The organism is Stenotrophomonas sp. FR010 (assembly GCF_047520755.2).
Lineage (GTDB): Bacteria > Pseudomonadota > Gammaproteobacteria > Xanthomonadales > Xanthomonadaceae > Stenotrophomonas > Stenotrophomonas sepilia.
In genome coordinates this window covers 78779-95389 of the sequence record NZ_JAXBQT020000019.1, presented here as the reverse complement: position 1 = coordinate 95389, position 16611 = coordinate 78779, and the positions used below count along the sequence as shown (strand labels likewise).

Below are 16611 nucleotides of genomic sequence, written 5' to 3'. Positions count from 1 at the left end.
AAGATACCTGCGCATACTTTCAAAGATCCGGGGAAGTGGCCTCAGCGCCGTTCCCGTGTGCTGCGAAGTTTCCTTCGTAGCGAGCCGCCCATTATGCCAGACTTTTTCAGTCCGTCAACACCTTCGTTCGATTATTTCGTTCGACGGTGGTGGGCGCCCTGGTGTCGCTGAAGCCCCTTGGTGGCGACCCCTGCGACGGGGGAGGAGAAGTATGTCCCCATTCCCATCATTTGTGAAGGGGGTGTGGCGATTTTTTTCACCGGATGTTGCATCTGTTCATGCGCCGCGCTGCGGCAGGAGCCCGTGAAGAGCAGCCGAGCGTGAGCTTGGCTCTACAAGAGCAGAAGGAAGGGCCGGCTGGCGCCGGCCCTTCCTTCTTCTCAGCCAGCAACCAGGCGCACGCGGGCGAAGGTGCGCTTGCCGACCTGCAGCAGGCCTTCGAAGCCCGGCTGCAGCACCTGCTGGCCGTCTTCAACCACTTCACCGTCCACCTTCACCGCGCGCTCCTTGAGCTTGCGGTTGGCTTCGGAGTTGCTCGGGGTCAGGCCGGCCGCCGTCAGCAACGCGGCAATACGCAGGCCTTCGGCCGGGATCGCCACATCCTGCAGCGGCAACTGGGTGATGTCGCCCTGCCCGGTCACCGCCGCTTCCCAGCCGGCAATCGCCTGCTCTGCCGCCACGGCGTCGTGGAAACGGGTCGCCAGCTCACGCGCCAGGCGCAGCTTGACCACGCGCGGGTTCAGGCCGCCATTGGCCACCTGCTCGCGCAGCTGCACGGCCTCGGCCTGGCTGATGTCGAAGGACAGCAGCTCGATCCAGCGCCACATCAGAGCGTCGTCCACCTTCATGGTCTTGGTGACGATGTCGATGGCCGGCTCGCTGATACCAATGTAGTTGCCCAGCGACTTGGACATCTTGTTGACGCCATCCAGGCCTTCCAGCAGCGGCATGGTCAGCACCACCTGCGGCTTCTGGCCATGGTGTTCCTGCAGGCCACGGCCCATCAGCAGGTTGAACTTCTGGTCGGTACCGCCCAGCTCGACGTCGGCCTCCAGGGCCACCGAGTCGTAGCCCTGCACCAGCGGGTACAGGAACTCATGGATGGCGATGGACTGCTGGGCGGCATAGCGCTTGGCGAAATCGTCGCGCTCGAGCATGCGCGCCACGGTGTGCTGGCCAGCCAGGCGGATCATGTCGGCCGCGCCCATCTTGCCGAACCACTCCGAGTTGAAGCGGACTTCGGTACGGCTGCGGTCCAGCACCTTGAACACCTGTTCCTCATAGGTACGGGCGTTGGCCAGCACGTCCTCGCGGCTGAGCGGCTTGCGGGTGAGGCTCTTGCCTGACGGGTCGCCGATCATGCCGGTGAAGTCGCCGATCAGGAAAATGACCTGGTGGCCAAGGTCCTGGAACTGGCGCATCTTGTTCAGCAGCACCGTGTGGCCCAGGTGCAGGTCGGGCGCGGTGGGGTCGAAGCCGGCCTTGATCCGCAGCGGGCGGCCCTCCTGCAGGCGCGCACGCAGATCCTCGAGCTTGAGGATCTCGTCGGCACCGCGGCCGATCAGGGCAAGGGCTTCTTCAATCGAGGACACGTGACTACTCCCGGCAACGCCGATTCTTGTGTGGGGTGTTAAAGCAAAGTTAACCCGATTGGCTTCACAAAAGCCAATGGGCACAAGGGTTTGACGCGGTTTTCTCAGGTGTCTATGGTAACCGCCGATCAGGCCCGCGCTCCCGGGCCGCCAGGAAAAGACCGCCGATGCACAATTCCGAACAAGGGCGCGCACGCAAGCAGCGCTTCCAGGAACGCCTTCACGTCCTGCACGACAACGCCCTGCATCGGAAGCTCAGGCAACACCTTCCCGCCGCCTTCAATGAGCGCTGGACCCGCCGCCATTGGATGCACGCCAGCCTGTTTGCGACCATCGGCGCCCTGGTGGCGACGATCGTCCCCGGTTTCTCGCACACCATTGATGCGCCTTACGCGGACAGCCACACCAGCCTGGCGCTGCCGCTGCCGCCGTTGACCATGGCCCGCCAGCAGCAGGTGCCGGGCGACAGCTGGCAGGTGCTGCGCATCCAGCGCGGCCAGACGCTGAGCGACCTGTTCGACAAGGCCGGCATTCCGGCCACCACCCTGCACCGGGTGCTGGAGCACCCCGGTGCGCGCGAGGCGCTGACCAAGCTGCGCCCGGGCGCCGAGATCGCCTTCGACATGCCGCTGTCCGGCGACCTGCGCAGCATCCGCTTCGACCGCGACGCCGACAACCGGGTGGAACTGAGCCTGACCGGCGATGACATCAAGGAGAAGGTGACGCGGCGCGAGACCTCCACGCGTACCGTGGTCACCAGCGGCGAGATCACCAGTTCGCTGTATGCCGCGGCCCGCCGGGCCGGGCTGTCGCCGTCGGCGATCGCGACGATGACCGACGACATCTTCAAGTACGACATCGACTTCTCCAAGGACCTGCAGCCGGGCGACCGCTTCAGCGTGGTGATGGACGAGACCTGGCGCGAAGGCGAGAAGGTGGACACCAGCAAGATCCTGGCGGCGACCTTCACCACCGGGGGCAAGACCTATTCCGGCTTCCGCTTCGACCGCAACGGCAAGTCCGAGTACTACGACATCAACGGCCGTTCGTTGAAGAAGAGCTTCATCCGCATGCCGATCCCGTTCGCGCGGCTGAGCTCGACCTTCGGCGCACGCAAGCACCCGGTGCTGGGCAAGATGCGCATGCACAAGGGCGTGGACTACGCCGCGCGCACCGGCACCCCGATCATGGCCGCCGGCGACGCCCGCGTGCAGTTCGCCGGCGTGCAGCGCGGCTACGGCAATGTGGTGATCCTCGACCACGGTCGCGGCCACACCACCCTGTACGGCCACATGTCGCGCTTTGCGAACATCAAGACCGGCCAGCGCGTGGCCCAGGGCACGGTGATCGGCTACGTCGGCTCGACCGGCCTGGCTACCGGCCCGCACCTGCACTACGAATTCCGCGTCAACGGCGAGCACCGCAACCCGCTGACCGTGACCATGCCGCCGCCGGAGCCGCTGAAGGGCGCCGAGCTGGTCGCCTTCCGCGCACAGACCGCGCCGGCGATGGCCCGCATCCAGGGCATGGAGAAGCTGATCTACGCCGATGCCAGCCCGGCACCGACCAGCCGCGACGAGGCCGCCACCGAGGTGGCCAGCGCCAAGGACAAGCAGGCAACCGGCCGCAAGCGCGGCTGAGCCCCTTCGTTGACGAAGAAGGACGCGGCAGCACAAGCTTGCCGCGTCCTTTTTTTATGCCTGCCATGAACACACCTGCCGACGCTGACGCCCCCCTGTACCTTGGCCTGATGTCGGGCACCAGCGCCGACGGCATCGATGCCGCGCTGGTGCAGTTTCCCGCGGGCGGTGGCTGCCGCTTCGTGCACGGCCTGACCGCCCGCTGGGAACCGGTGCTGCGCGCGCGGCTGGTGGCGCTGGGCGAAGGTGGCCCGTTGGATTCGCTGGAGGAGCTGGGCGAACTGGACGCGCGGATTGCGATCAACTTCGCCGAGGCTGCCAACCAGCTGCTGGCCGAAGCCGGCGTGGATCGCAGCCAGGTGCGCGCGATCGGCTCGCACGGCCAGACCGTGCGCCACCGCCCGCTGGCCGATCCGGCGTTCACCGTGCAGCTGGGCGACGGCAACCGCATCGCCGAACTGACCGGAATCACCACGGTGTCCGACTTCCGCCGTCGCGACGTAGCGGCCGGGGGGCATGGCGCGCCGCTGATGCCGGCCTTCCACCTCGGCATGCTGGGTGCCGCCGATGAAGACCGCGCGGTGCTCAACCTGGGCGGCATCGCCAACCTGACCCTGATCCCGCGCGAAGGCGCGGTGCGTGGCTTCGATACCGGCCCGGCCAATGCGCTGATGGATGCCTGGTGCCAGCGCCACACCGGCCGTACCTTCGATGCCGATGGCGCGTATGCCGCCAGTGGCGCGGTGGACGAGGGCCTGCTGGCCGGCTGGCGTTCGGACCCGTGGTTCGCGCTGCCGCCGCCGAAGAGCACCGGGCGCGAGCAGTTCCATCTGGCCTGGGCCGAGGCCCACATGGAGGAAGGCGAATATGCCGCTGCCGATGTGCAGGCCACCCTGCTGGAGCTGACCGCGACGACCGTGGCCGACGCGCTGCTGGCGCAGCAGCCGCAGACCCGGCGCCTGCTGGTCTGTGGCGGCGGCGTACGCAACCGGCAGCTGATGAAGCGGCTGGCGGCGCGGCTGCCGGAGGTGCAGGTGGAGTCCAGCGCGGTGCACGGGCTGGACCCGGAGTACGTGGAAGCGATGGGATTCGCCTGGCTGGCGCAGCGGACGATGGACGGGCTGGCCGGCAACCTGCCGAGCGTGACCGGAGCGAAGGGGCCGCGGATCCTGGGGGCAATCCACCTGGCGTGAGGTGGCGCCATCCACGCATGGCGTGGATTCACCGGGCAGCCGAGCGTGGGCTCGGCTCTACCTCTACAAAGCCGCTAATCGAAGCCCTGCCCTGCGGGCAAGGCCTGCAGGGCGGCGATCGCGTCGGAGAGGGCGTCCACTTCGGGATCGCCGAAGCCGGAGCGGACCTCCAGTTCACTGCTGAACAGGCCCTGCTCCAACAACGCGGCGCAGGTCTGTTCATGGGTCCAGCCGCGGGCGACCGCGACACGTCGGATACGTTCCAGCAGCAGCGGGTCCAGGTCCCGCAGCACAACGTCGGCCATGCTCACTTCCCCGTTCGCAAGGCACCGCCCCCTCGGCGCGTCGGGGGCGATGATCCCGCAGTCCGGGCGGGCAGGCAATCAGGCGACCGGTGGCGGCCCGCGGTCGGCGATCCGCGGCCACAGCCAGGCCAGCAGCAGCAGGGTCGGCACCACAGTGACCGAGCTGAGGATGAAGAACGTGCTGTAGGACGTCGCCTCAACGATGTATCCGGAGACACCGCCGATGAACTTGCCCGGCAGGTTGGCCAGCGATACCAGCAATGCGTACTGCGTGGCGGTGAAGTTGCGGTCGGTCAGCGACGACATGAAGGCCACCAGCACGGTGCCGGCGAACCCCTGGAACAGGTTGTCGGCACTGAGCGCGGCATAGAACGCCCACAGCTTGCCTGGGTTGTGCGCCATCAGCAGGAAGGCCAGGTTGGACATCGCTACGCCCAGTGCGGCCACCAGCAGCATGCGCCGGAAGCCGAATGCGGCCACCGCAATACCCCCCAGGAACGCACCGCCGATCCCCATCCATACGCCGAACAGCTTGGACACGGTGGCGATGTCGGCCTTGTCGAACCCCGAATCGAGATAGAACGGCCCGGCCATCACGCCGATCACCTGATCGGGGAACTTGAACAGGCCGACGAAGGCCAGCAGCACCAGTGCCAACGCCACGCCATTACGGCTGAAGAAGCTGGAGATGGGCTGGACGAAGGCTTCGGCGATATCGATGCGACGCTGCACCGCCGTGGCCGGGCGCTCCGGTTCGGCGCACAGCAGGGTAGTGACGATCGGCAGCAGCATCAGCGCGGCCATCGCCAAGTAGGCGACGATCCAGCCTTCGAACTGCGCCAGGTACAGCGCGCCGGCGCCGGCCAGGATCAGGCCGATCCGGTAGCCCAGCGTATAGGTGGCCGCCAGCGCGGCCTGCGCGGTCTGCGGAGCGATCTCGATACGGTAGGCATCGACCGCCGAGTCCTGGGTGGCGCCAGCGAACGACGCCACCAGCACCCACATCACCAGTGGCCGGACGCCCTCTTCCGGCCGCACGAAGGCCAGTGCGACCAGGCCGACCAGCACCAGCACCTGCGATACCAGCAGCCACGAACGGCGGCGGCCGAGCGCGCCCAGCAGCGGAAATGCATAGCGGTCCAGCAGCGGCGCCCACAGGAACTTGAGCAGGTAGAAGAAGCTGGCCAGGCTGATCAGGCCGATGCTGCCCAGGTCCAGGCCGACGTCACGCAGGCGCGTGGACAGCGTCTGCGAAGCGATCAGCAGGAACGGCAGGCCACTGCCGAAGCCAAGCATGGCCATGGTCAGCGCCGACGGGGTACCGAAGGCGCGCTTGATGCCTGCCCAGCCCTTGTAGCTGACCGGTGTGGCGGCCTCGGTCACAGGTCGTAGTCCACGGTGAACGGGGCGTGGTCGGAGAAGCGCTCGTCGCGGTAGATCGAACAGCTACGCAGTTTGTCGCGCAGGCCCGGCGTGATGAACTGGTAGTCGATGCGCCAACCGACGTTGTTGGCGCGGGCGGCGCCGCGGTTGCTCCACCAGGTGTAGTCCTCGCCGGTGGGATTGAGCAGCCGGTAGGCATCGGCCCAACCGCGGCCGGCGGCGACATCGGTGGCCTGGCCGTGGTCGGCGCAGAGGGCGTTGAGCCAGTCGCGCTCCTCCGGCAGGCAGCCGGAATTCTTCTGGTTGGACTTCCAGTTCTTGATGTCCAGCGCCGAACGCACGATGTTCCAGTCGCCGCACAGCACGTAGTCGCGGCCGCTGCGCGCCCACTCCTCCAGGATCGGCCGCAGCCATTCCATCACTTCGAACTTGAAGCCCTGGCGCAGGTCACCCGAGCTGCCGGAGGGAATATAGAAGGAGACCACGCTGAGATTGCCGTAGCGCGCCTCGATGTAGCGGCCTTCGTCGTCGAACGGCGCCCAGCCCAGCGAGGTGATGACCTGGTCCGGCTCGCGCTTGCTGTAGATCGCCACGCCGCTGTAGCCCTTCTTGGTGATGGCGTCGCGGTAGAAGCAGTGATGGCCATCCGGACGGAACATCGGGTCGGTCAGCTGGTCTTCCTGGGCCTTGGTTTCCTGGATGCACAGGACGTCGGCGTCCTGGGCACGGAACCAGTCCAGGAAGCCCTTGGTCGCGGCGGAACGGATGCCATTGGCGTTGAAACTGATGATGCGCATGCGGGGACCTGCGGCGGGAAACCGGGCAAGCATACCGGTTGCCCGTGGGGCTGCGCAGTCCGCCAGGCAGCGCCGCGACAGCCTTCACGCGGGGCCGGACGAGCGCGAAACGCCCAGCTGGATTAGGATTTGTGCTCCAAATGAAGATGAATCGAGTTTTGATGAGCGACCACCGCCACCGTTTCCTGCAGCTGGCCCTGACCGCCGACGCCCTGCGCTTCGGCCAGTTCACCCTCAAGTCCGGCCGGCTGAGCCCCTATTTCTTCAACGCCGGCCGTTTCGACTCCGGTTCGCTGCTGTCCCAGCTCGGCGCCTGCTATGCCGATGCCATCGATGCCAGCGGGATCAAGTACGACGTGGTGTTCGGCCCGGCCTACAAGGGCATCCCGCTGGCCACCGCGATGGCCTGCGAGCTGGCCCAGCGCGGCCGCGACCTGCCGCTGTCGTTCAACCGCAAGGAAGCCAAGGACCACGGCGAAGGCGGCCAGCTGATCGGCGCCGACATGAATGGCAAGCGCGTGCTGATCGTCGACGACGTGATCACCGCCGGTACCGCGATCCGCGAAGCGCTGGGCATCATCCGCGCTGCCGGCGGCACCCCGGCCGGCATCGTGGTGGCCCTGGACCGCCAGGAGATCGCCTCGGAAACCGACCGCCGCTCGGCGGCGCAGTCGGTGGCCGAGGAGGCCGGGATTCCGGTGATCGCCGTGGCGTCGCTGGCCGATCTGCTTGATTTCGCCTCCGGCAACCCGGAACTTGTGGGTTACCGCCAGCCGCTGGAAGCCTACCGGGCCCAGTACGGCGTCCGTTCGATCCGCTGACCGACCCAGGGGAAAGGTCATGTCCCGAGTTCCTGCCGTTCTCTTTGCCGGCCTGCTGCTGGCCGTGCCGTTCACGCTGCCGGCGCAGTCGCGGGGTGGCGGCAAAGTGGAAAAGAAGCTGTATTGCTGGAACGAGGGCAAGGAGCGGATCTGCAGCGATTCGCTGCCAGCCGATGCGGTCAATCACGCCCGCGAGGAGTTCAACGCGAAGAGCGGCCTGCGCAATGCGCAGGTCCAGCGCGCGTTGACCGACGAAGAGCGCGCCGCGGCCAGCACCCAGGCGCAGCAGCAGCAGCTGGACCTGATGGCCGAGCAGACCCGCCAGCGTACCGAGCAGGCGATGCTGTCCACCTATGGCAGCGAGGAGGACCTGCGCCGGGTGTTCGCCGAGCGCCAGGAAGTGCTGGACAACAACCTCAAGACCGCCGAGTACAACGTCACCAGCCTGCGCGAATCACTGGTCGCGCTGCTGTCGGCCGCCGGTGACCGAGAACTGGCCGGTGGCAAGGTCGCCGACAAGCAGGCCGAGGCGATCCGTCAGCGGCACGTGCAGTTGCAGGCGCAGCAGCGCCTGCAGGCCGGGTTCCTGCAGCAGCAGCAGGCGCTGAAGGCGGAAATTGAAAGCACCCTGCAGCGCTATCGCGAGCTGAAGGGCGTGGCACCGACGAGCCAGGCCCCGTGATTCGCTTGTAGAGCCGAGCCCATGCTCGGCTCCGCGTGACCTTGGGAAAGAGCAGCCCAGCATGGGCCCGGCTGTACAGTAGGCGGCGCCTGGTTACGGGTTGGCCCACGGAATTTATGCACTCTTTACGCGTCGGCCCGGTCCGGCGCGTAGTGCGTTTATGGGCGGCAGGACGACGATGACGGCCTGAGGTGGAGGGGTTCCACCAGGACGCTATTGCAATGTCCCCCTGGCTGTCTTTGTTGTGTGGCGTGCTGGTGCTGGTCGCCGCCGCCTATCTTCTTTATGTCGTGCTGCGGCCCGAGTCGTTCTGAGCGGAGCCGGCCATGACTGAGATGCTTGTGATTATTGCCGCCAGCCTGCTGCTGGCGTGGCCGCTGGGCCTGTACCTGGCCCGCGTGATGCGTGGCACGCCGATGAAGGTCGACGTGCTGTTCCACTGGATCGAGAAGCCGCTGTACAGGGTGTTCGGGGTCGATCCGTCGCGCTCGATGTCCTGGCGCGGCTACGTGCTGGCCTTCGTCCTGAGCAACGTGGTGGTCGCCGTACTGACCCAGGCGGTGTTCATGACCCAGGCCTGGTTGCCGTTGAATCCGGACCAGATCCCGAACATGCGCTGGGACACCGCGCTGCACACGATGATCTCGTTCCTGACCAACACCAACCAGCAGCACTATTCGGGCCAGGCGCAGCTGTCCTACCTCTCGCAGATGACCGGCATCACCGGCCTGCAGGTGGTGACACCGATGATGGGCCTGGCGCTGGCGGTGGCCACGCTGCGCGCGTTGTTCTCGCGTGCGCCGCAGGCTGCGGCGGCCACCAGTACCGGCGATGACCGCCAGGTGGCGGTGGGCAACTACTACGTGGACGTGGTGCGCCTGTGCGTGCGCTTCCTGTTGCCGCTGTGCCTGGTGTGGACCCTGCTGCTGACCAGCCAGGGCGTGCCGTCGACGATGGCCGGTGGCCCGCAGGCCACGCCGATCGATGCCAGTGCCGGCATGGCCGGACAGAAGCTGCCGCTGGGCCCGGTGGCGGCGATGGTCGCGGCCAAGCAGCTGGGCGCCAACGGTGGCGGCTGGTACGGCCCGAACAGCAGCTTCCCGCTGGAGAACCCGACCCCGCTGTCGAACGCGCTGGAGATCGTCGGCATCCTGCTGGTGCCGATGGCGGTGATCTTCATGATCGGTGCATTCACCGGCCGGCGCCGGTTCGGCGCCCTGGTGTTCAGCTGCATGCTGGGCATGTCGCTGCTGTCCACCGGCGCGATGGTGTGGAGCGAAGGGCACAGTGCCAGCGCCGCCACGCCGCTGCTGATGGAAGGCAAGGAGGTGCGCTTCGGCGCCGACGGCACGGCGCTGTGGGCGGCGGTGACCACCCAGGTCTCCAACGGGTCGGTCAACGGCATGCATGACTCGCTGGCGCCGCTGAGTGGCGGCATCGCGATGGTCAACATGCTGGTCAGCGCGATCTGGGGCGGCATCGGCTGTGGCCTGCAGCAGTTCATCGTGTACCTGCTGCTGGGCGTGTTCCTGGCCGGGTTGATGACCGGACGTACGCCGGAACTGTTCGGCCGCAAGCTGGAGACGCCACAGGTACGCCTGCTGGCCCTGCTGGTGCTGCTGCAGCCGATCACCCTGCTGGTGTTCACCGCGATCACCCTGGCCGTGCCCGGGCTGGCCGCTACCTCCAACCCGGGCTTCCATGGCATCAGCCAGGTGTTCTACGAGTACGTCTCGGCCTACGCCAACAACGGCTCGGGCTTCGAGGGGCTGGGCGACGCCACGCTGTGGTGGAACCTGAGCTGCTCGCTGGTGCTGCTGCTGGGCCGCTTCCCGCTGCTGATCATCCCGCTGGTGGTGGCCGCGCAACTGGCCGCCAAGCGCCAGGCGCCGGAGTCTGCCGGCAGCCTGCAGATCGAAACCCCGACCTTCGCCCTGACCCTGGTCTCGGTGATCGTCATCCTGACCGTGCTGCAGTTCATGCCGGCGCTGGTACTCGGCCCGATCGCCGACCACCTCAGCCTGGGACTGCACTAAGGACACCCCGATGAGTACCCACGCAAGTTCCACCCGTAGTTCCCTTGCCCCGCGCCCTGCGCTGCTTGATGGCGCCGGCCTGCGCCGTTCGCTGGTCGACGCAGTACGCAAGCTGTCACCGATGCACCTGGTGCGCAGCCCGGTGATGGCGGTGGTGATGGCCGGCACGATCGTCGCCGCCATCGTCACCCTGACCGGCAATGCGCCGCTGTGCTTCGGTCTGGCGGTGACCGCGATCCTGCTGGTGACCGTGCTGTTCGGCAACTTCGCCGAAGCCGTTGCCGAAGCGCGCGGCCGTGGCCAGGCCGCCTCGCTGCGCCGTGCCCGCCAGGATCTGGTGGCGCGCCGGCTGGCTGCGCCGCAGCCGGGCGCGGCTGAAACCCAGGTACCCGCCGCGGAACTGCGCCCGGGCGACCATGTGATCGTCAGTGCCGGTGAGCTGGTGCCGGCCGATGGCGAGATCGTGCAGGGCCTGGCCACCATCAACGAGGCGGCGGTGACCGGCGAATCCGCCCCGGTGCTGCGCGAGGCCGGTACCGACCGTTCCGGCGTGATCGGCGGCACCAAGGTGCTGTCCGACCAGATCATCGTGCGGGTGACCGCCGAGCCGGGGCACAGCTTCCTGGACCGGATGATCGCGCTGGTGGAAGGTGCCAACCGTCAGAAGACGCCGAACGAGATCGCGCTGACCCTGTTGCTGGCAGCGATGACGCTGACCTTCCTGGTGGTGGTGGCGACGCTGCCGGCGATCGGCGCGGCGGTAGGCGTGCAGATCGATCCGCTGCTGCTGATCGCGCTGCTGGTATGCCTGATCCCGACCACCATCGGCGGCCTGCTGCCGGCCATCGGCATCGCCGGCATGAACCGTGCGCTGGCTGCCAACGTGCTGGCCAAGTCGGGCAAGGCGGTGGAAGTGGCCGGCGACGTCGACGTGCTGCTGCTGGACAAGACCGGCACCATCACCTACGGCGACCGCCAGGCCAGCCACTTCCATCCGTTGGCCGGCATCGACGCCAGCCAGCTGCGTGAAGCGGCGCTGCTGTCCTCGCTGGCCGACCCGACCCCGGAAGGCAAGTCGATCGTACGCCTGGCGCGCGAGCAGGGTTGCGCCACCGCCGAGCCGGACCATGCCGAGTACCTGGCGTTCAGTGCACAGACCCGCATGTCCGGCGTGGACCTGGAACATGGCCGGCAGATCCGCAAGGGTGCCGCCGATGCGATCCGCGCCCACGTACAGGCGCTGGGCGGCAACGTGCCGGCGGAACTGGCCGGTCGCGTCGAGCAGGTGGCGCGCAATGGCGCCACCCCGCTGGTGGTGGCCGAGGGTCGCCACGTGCTGGGCGTGATCGAACTGTCGGACGTGGTCAAGCACGGCATGCGCGAGAAGTTCGCGCAGCTGCGGGCGATGGGCATCCGTACGGTGATGATCACCGGCGACAACCCGCTGACGGCTGCAGCCATTGCCGCCGAGGCTGGCGTCGACGACTACATCGCCGAGGCCCGCCCGGAGGACAAGCTGGCGCGCATCCGCCAGGAACAGGCCGGTGGCCGGCTGGTGGCAATGGTCGGTGACGGCACCAACGACGCCCCGGCACTGGCCCAGGCCGACATCGGCCTGGCGATGAACTCCGGCACGCAGGCGGCGAAGGAGGCCGGCAACATGGTCGACCTCGATTCGGACCCGGCCAAGCTGCTGGCGGTGGTGGAAGTGGGCAAGCAGCAGCTGATCACCCGCGGCGCGCTGACCACCTTCTCGCTGGCCAACGACGTCTCCAAGTACTTCGCGATCCTGCCGGCGCTGTTCGCCGCTGCCGTGCCGACCATGGCCGCACTGAACGTGATGCAGCTGTCGAGCCCGCGCAACGCAGTGCTGGCGGCACTGATCTTCAACGCCGTGGTGATTCCCGCCCTGATTCCGCTCGCCCTGCGTGGCGTGCGCTTCCGCCCGGCCACCGCAACGGCGCTGCTGCGCCGGAACATGCTGGTGTACGGCCTCGGCGGCGTGCTGCTGCCGTTCGCGGCGATCAAGGCGATCGACCTCCTTCTTGTCCTGGTATTCGGCGCATGAACCGTACTGTTTCCACTTCGTCTTCCCTTCCCCGCGGACAGAAAGCCGAGGCCCGCGTGGCGAGCCTGCAGGATGGCGCAAGCTGGCGCCCGGCGATCGGCCTGGGCCTGGCCACCCTGCTGCTGGCCGGCGCGGTCTACGCCGGCATCGCCACCGGCTTCGCCGGCCTGGCCTACCCGACCCAGGCCGAGGGCAGCCTGCTGCGCGACGGCAACGGCCAGGTGCGCGGCTCGGCGTGGCTGGCGCAGCCGTTCACCGGTGATGGCTACTTCCAGGCGCGTCCGTCGGCGGCCAACTACGACCCGATGGCCGCGGCCGGTTCCAACATGGCGCGCAGCAATCCCGCGCTGGCCGAGCGCGTCGCTGCCAGCACCGCTGCGGTGGCTGCACGGGAAGGTGTCGCGCCAGCGCAGGTTCCGGCCGATCTGGTAACCCAGTCCGGCGGCGGTCTCGATCCGCAGTTGTCGCCGGCCGCCGCACAGCTGCAGGTGGCGCGCGTAGCGCGTGCCCGTGGCCTGCCGGTGGAGCGCGTGCAGGCACTGGTGCAGGCGCATACCGAAGGGCGCCAGTGGGGCCTGTTCGGCCAGCCACGGGTGAACGTGGTGACGCTGAACTTCGCGCTGGACCATGCAGCCAAGGCACCGTGATGCCGGCCTGCACCGGCTGCGCGCACAATGGCAGCCATGACAGCGGCCCCCATGACTGATGCACGTACCCGCCAGGCCGATGCCCTGGTTGAAGGCCTGCAACGCGAAGCCGGCGGCAAGCTGACCGTGTTCCTCGGTGCGGCGCCGGGCGTGGGCAAGACCTACACCATGCTGACCCGCGCGCAGGAACAGCTGCGCCGCGGCGTCGACCTGGTGGTGGGCCTGGTGGAAACCCATGGACGCACCGATACCCAGGCCCTGTTGGAGGGCCTGCCGCAGCTGCCGCTGAAGGACGTGGCCTATCACGGCCATGCCCTGCAGGAGATGGACCTGGACGCCGTGCTGGCACGGCATCCGGCGCTGGTGCTGGTGGATGAACTGGCCCATCGCAATGCGCCCGGCAGCCGCCATGAGCGGCGCTGGCAGGATGTGATGGAGCTGCTGGACGCCGGCATCGACGTCTGGACCACGGTCAACATCCAGCATCTGGAAAGCCTCAACGACGTGGTGATGCGGATCACCGGCGTGCGGGTCAGCGAGACCGTGCCCGACGGCGTGCTCGACCGCCTGCACGACATCGTGCTGGTCGATCTGCCGCCGCGCGAACTGATCGCGCGCCTGCAGCAGGGCAAGGTCTATGTGCCGGAACAGGCCGCACAGGCCCTGCAGGCGTTCTTCTCGCCGGCCAACCTGACCGCGCTGCGCGAACTGGCGATGCAGGAAGCCGCCGACCGCGTCGACAGCAGCCTGCGCGAAACCCGCGCCGCGCGTGGCGAAGGCAATCTGCCCCTGCGTCGCGGCGTTCTGGTGGCCATCGACGGGGGCGGCCAGAGCGAATACCTGGTGCGGGTGGCGCGGCGCATCGCAGAGCGCCGCGACGCACCGTGGACGGTAGTGACCGTGCAGGGCCGGCGCCAGGACGAGGCGACCCGGCGCGAGATCGATGCGGCCTTCGCGCTGGCACGGCGGCTGGGCGGCGACGCCGAACTGCTGCATGGATCGAGCATCGCCGATGCCCTGCTCGACCATGCCGCACACAACGGCGTGTCGACCCTGGTGCTGGGCCGGACCCGCGAACGTCCACTGGCACGGATGTTCAACCGCACCCTGACCCAGCAGCTGATCCAGCGTGGCGCGCATTACGAGATCACCATCATCAGCACGCCGCAGGCACGCGCACGCTCGCGCCGCGAGAGCCTGCTGCCGCCAATGCGCGGTATCAGTCATGAACCGGCACAAGCCCTGATCGCTACCGCGCTGGCCTGTGCGGTGGCGTGGCTTGCCGAACACTGGGTGGGCATGGCCGACCTGTCGATGGTGTTCATCGTCGCGGTGGTGCTGGTGGCTGCACGCACGCGCGCCAGCGTGGCGGTGATGGCCGCGATCCTGTGCTTCCTGGCCTACAACTTCCTGTTCATCGCGCCGCGCTTCACCTTCGCCATCGGTGCACGCCAGGGCGTGATCACCGTGTTCCTGTTCCTGGCCGCGGCACTGGTGGCCGGGCGCCTGGCCTCGCGCCTGCGCATGCAGGTGATTGCGCTGCGTGCGGCCAACCGCCATGCGCGTGCGCGCCAGCAGCTGGGCCGTCAGCTGGCCAGCGCGGCCGGCAACGGCGAGGTGGCACAGGCGGGCCGGCATGCGCTGGAGCAGGCCCTGGACGTGCCGGCGTGGCTGCGGATCGGCACCGATACCGCCGCCGGCGGCCGCAGCCAGCCCGGCGATACCGACCTGGCTGCCGCCGACTGGGCGCTGCGCCACGGCCAGCCCAGTGGGCGCTTCACCGATACCCTGGCCGGTGCGCAATGGTGGTTCCTGCCGTTGCTGGACGGCGAAGACCGTGCGATCGGCGTGGCCGGCCTGTACCTGCCCGGCGCACAGGCGCGCCTGCTGCCCGAACAGCGGCAGCTGGCCGAAGCGATGGTCGATGACATCGCACAGGCCGCGCTGCGTACCCGGCTGGTGGCGGAACTGGAGCAGGCACACGTCAGCAACGAGACCGAGCGGCTGCGCTCGGCGCTGCTCTCCTCGGTGTCGCACGACCTGCGCTCGCCGCTGGCGGCGATGATCGGGTCGGCCGACAGCCTGGCCAGCTACGGTGCGGCCATGGATACAGCCGATCGCCGTGCTTTGCTGGACACCATCCTGGTCGAGGGCGAACGGCTGGACCGCTACATCCAGAATCTGCTGGACATGACCCGGCTGGGTCATGAAGGGCTGAAGATCAACCGCGACTGGATCGGCGTGGACGAGCTGATCGGCTCGGCGGCACGGCGCCTGCAGCGCTACCAGCCAAAGGTGCGGCTGGAGCTGGACATCCCAGCCACGCTGGCACCGATCTGGGTGCACCCGGCGCTGGTCGAACAGGCCGTGTTCAACGTGATGGAGAACGCGGCCAAGTTCTCGCCGCCCGACGCCGCCGTGCAGGTACAGGCGCGCGAGCTGGACGGCCAGCTGCGCATCGACGTGATCGATGCCGGCCCCGGCATTCCCGATGACGAGCGCGCGCGCATCTTCGACATGTTCTACAGCGTCGAGCGCGGTGACCGAGGCCGCCACGGCACCGGCCTGGGCCTGACCATCTGCCAGGGCATGATCGGCGCACATGGCGGCAGCGTGCAGGCGCTGCCCGGACGCGACGGTCGCGGTACCCTGATCCGCATCACCCTGCCCCTGCTCAAGCCAGCCTCCCACGATGAGCCCGACCCCGATTGATGCCAGCGTGCCGGCCGCACGCGTGCTGGTGATCGATGATGAAACCCAGATCCGCCGGTTCCTGGACATCAGCCTGCGCGCGCAGGGCTACCAGGTGCGGCAGGCCGCCACCGGCCAGGAAGGCCTGCAGCTGGCCGCCAGCGAGGACATGGACCTGGTGATCCTGGATATCGGCCTGCCGGACATGGAAGGCCACGAGGTCCTGGAACAGCTGCGCCAGTGGAGCCAGGTGCCGGTGATCATGCTGACCGTGCGCGCCGGCGAAGCCGAGAAGGTGCGCGCACTGGATACCGGCGCCAACGACTACGTGACCAAGCCGTTCGGCACGCAGGAACTGATGGCGCGCGTGCGGGCGCTGCTGCGCACGCGCAGCGTGCCGACCGATGGCACACCGCCGGTGTTCGACGATGGCCACCTGCACGTGGACCTGGTGCGTCGCGAAGTCGCCCTGCAGGGTGAGCCGGTGGCGTTGACCCGCAAGGAATACGCGCTGCTGTCGCTGCTGCTGCGCAATGCCGGACGGGTGGTGACCCAGCCGCAGATCCTGCAGGAGATCTGGGGGCCGACCCACCAGCACGACACCCACTACCTGCGCATCCTGGTCGGCAAGCTGCGGCACAAGCTGGGCGATTCGGCGCTGGATTCGCGCTACCTGTTCACCGAGCCGGGCGTGGGGTTGCGGTTCAAGGGGTAGTGCCGGCCGCTGGCCGGCAACTGCAGGGTGTGTGAGGTTCA

The 16611-nt window shown here is 68.1% G+C and carries 14 protein-coding genes; 10 read left to right on the top strand and 4 right to left on the bottom strand.

The window, feature by feature from the left end:
- Window positions 1-380 precede the first annotated feature (380 nt).
- The gene (gene tyrS, locus ACM0PK_RS16515) at window positions 381-1592 is read right to left on the bottom strand and encodes a tyrosine--tRNA ligase (protein WP_111200523.1); all 1212 of its coding nucleotides are present in this window, start codon (window positions 1590-1592) and stop codon (window positions 381-383) included.
- A 167-nt stretch (window positions 1593-1759) separates the two neighbouring features.
- Between tyrS and ACM0PK_RS16510 the strand changes: the two genes are divergently transcribed.
- Together ACM0PK_RS16510 and ACM0PK_RS16505 are read left to right on the top strand one after the other, a co-directional pair.
- Entirely contained in the window at window positions 1760-3232 is a 1473-nt protein-coding gene (locus tag ACM0PK_RS16510; protein ID WP_069140051.1) for a M23 family metallopeptidase, read from the top strand.
- Window positions 3233-3297: 65 nt separating this feature from the next.
- Complete coding sequence (locus tag ACM0PK_RS16505; RefSeq protein WP_111200535.1) at window positions 3298-4425, top strand: anhydro-N-acetylmuramic acid kinase; 1128 nt, start codon at window positions 3298-3300, stop codon at window positions 4423-4425.
- A 74-nt stretch (window positions 4426-4499) separates the two neighbouring features.
- Here ACM0PK_RS16505 and ACM0PK_RS16500 read toward each other — a convergent pair whose 3' ends face one another.
- From ACM0PK_RS16500 to ACM0PK_RS16490, 3 genes are all read right to left on the bottom strand, one after another.
- Window positions 4500-4730 (bottom strand): hypothetical protein, encoded by a 231-nt coding sequence (locus ACM0PK_RS16500; protein ID WP_005420465.1) that lies wholly within the window; start codon window positions 4728-4730, stop codon window positions 4500-4502.
- Window positions 4731-4808: 78 nt separating this feature from the next.
- Window positions 4809-6113: an AmpG family muropeptide MFS transporter gene (locus tag ACM0PK_RS16495; RefSeq protein ID WP_414607411.1), complete on the bottom strand. Its 1305-nt coding sequence runs from the start codon at window positions 6111-6113 to the stop codon at window positions 4809-4811.
- Window positions 6110-6910 (bottom strand): exodeoxyribonuclease III, encoded by an 801-nt coding sequence (locus tag ACM0PK_RS16490; RefSeq protein WP_005420469.1) that lies wholly within the window; start codon window positions 6908-6910, stop codon window positions 6110-6112. Before ACM0PK_RS16490 ends, ACM0PK_RS16495 begins: the two co-directional genes overlap by 4 nt.
- Before the next feature lie 161 nt (window positions 6911-7071).
- Between ACM0PK_RS16490 and pyrE the strand changes: the two genes are divergently transcribed.
- The 8 genes from pyrE to ACM0PK_RS16450 all read left to right on the top strand — a co-directional run bounded on the left by pyrE (window position 7072) and on the right by ACM0PK_RS16450 (window position 16570).
- A complete protein-coding gene (gene pyrE / locus ACM0PK_RS16485) occupies window positions 7072-7731 on the top strand; it encodes an orotate phosphoribosyltransferase (protein WP_005420471.1) in 660 nt (219 codons plus the stop codon).
- Between the two features lie 19 nt (window positions 7732-7750).
- Window positions 7751-8413: a hypothetical protein gene (locus ACM0PK_RS16480; RefSeq protein WP_414607412.1), complete on the top strand. Its 663-nt coding sequence runs from the start codon at window positions 7751-7753 to the stop codon at window positions 8411-8413.
- A 221-nt stretch (window positions 8414-8634) separates the two neighbouring features.
- Window positions 8635-8727: a potassium-transporting ATPase subunit F gene (locus ACM0PK_RS16475; RefSeq protein WP_005407770.1), complete on the top strand. Its 93-nt coding sequence runs from the start codon at window positions 8635-8637 to the stop codon at window positions 8725-8727.
- Window positions 8728-8739: 12 nt separating this feature from the next.
- Window positions 8740-10449: a potassium-transporting ATPase subunit KdpA gene (kdpA, locus tag ACM0PK_RS16470; protein WP_414607413.1), complete on the top strand. Its 1710-nt coding sequence runs from the start codon at window positions 8740-8742 to the stop codon at window positions 10447-10449.
- 10 nt (window positions 10450-10459) lie between these two features.
- Window positions 10460-12517: a potassium-transporting ATPase subunit KdpB gene (gene kdpB, locus ACM0PK_RS16465; protein ID WP_414607414.1), complete on the top strand. Its 2058-nt coding sequence runs from the start codon at window positions 10460-10462 to the stop codon at window positions 12515-12517.
- The gene (kdpC, locus tag ACM0PK_RS16460) at window positions 12514-13164 is read left to right on the top strand and encodes a potassium-transporting ATPase subunit KdpC (RefSeq protein WP_154350094.1); all 651 of its coding nucleotides are present in this window, start codon (window positions 12514-12516) and stop codon (window positions 13162-13164) included. The genes kdpB and kdpC overlap by 4 nt, the downstream gene beginning before the upstream one ends.
- Before the next feature lie 51 nt (window positions 13165-13215).
- Window positions 13216-15876, top strand: a complete 2661-nt coding sequence (locus ACM0PK_RS16455; RefSeq protein ID WP_180885729.1) for an ATP-binding protein — start codon at window positions 13216-13218, stop codon at window positions 15874-15876.
- A complete protein-coding gene (locus ACM0PK_RS16450; protein ID WP_005420506.1) occupies window positions 15857-16570 on the top strand; it encodes a response regulator transcription factor in 714 nt (237 codons plus the stop codon). The genes ACM0PK_RS16455 and ACM0PK_RS16450 overlap by 20 nt, the downstream gene beginning before the upstream one ends.
- Window positions 16571-16611: the final 41 nt, after the last annotated feature.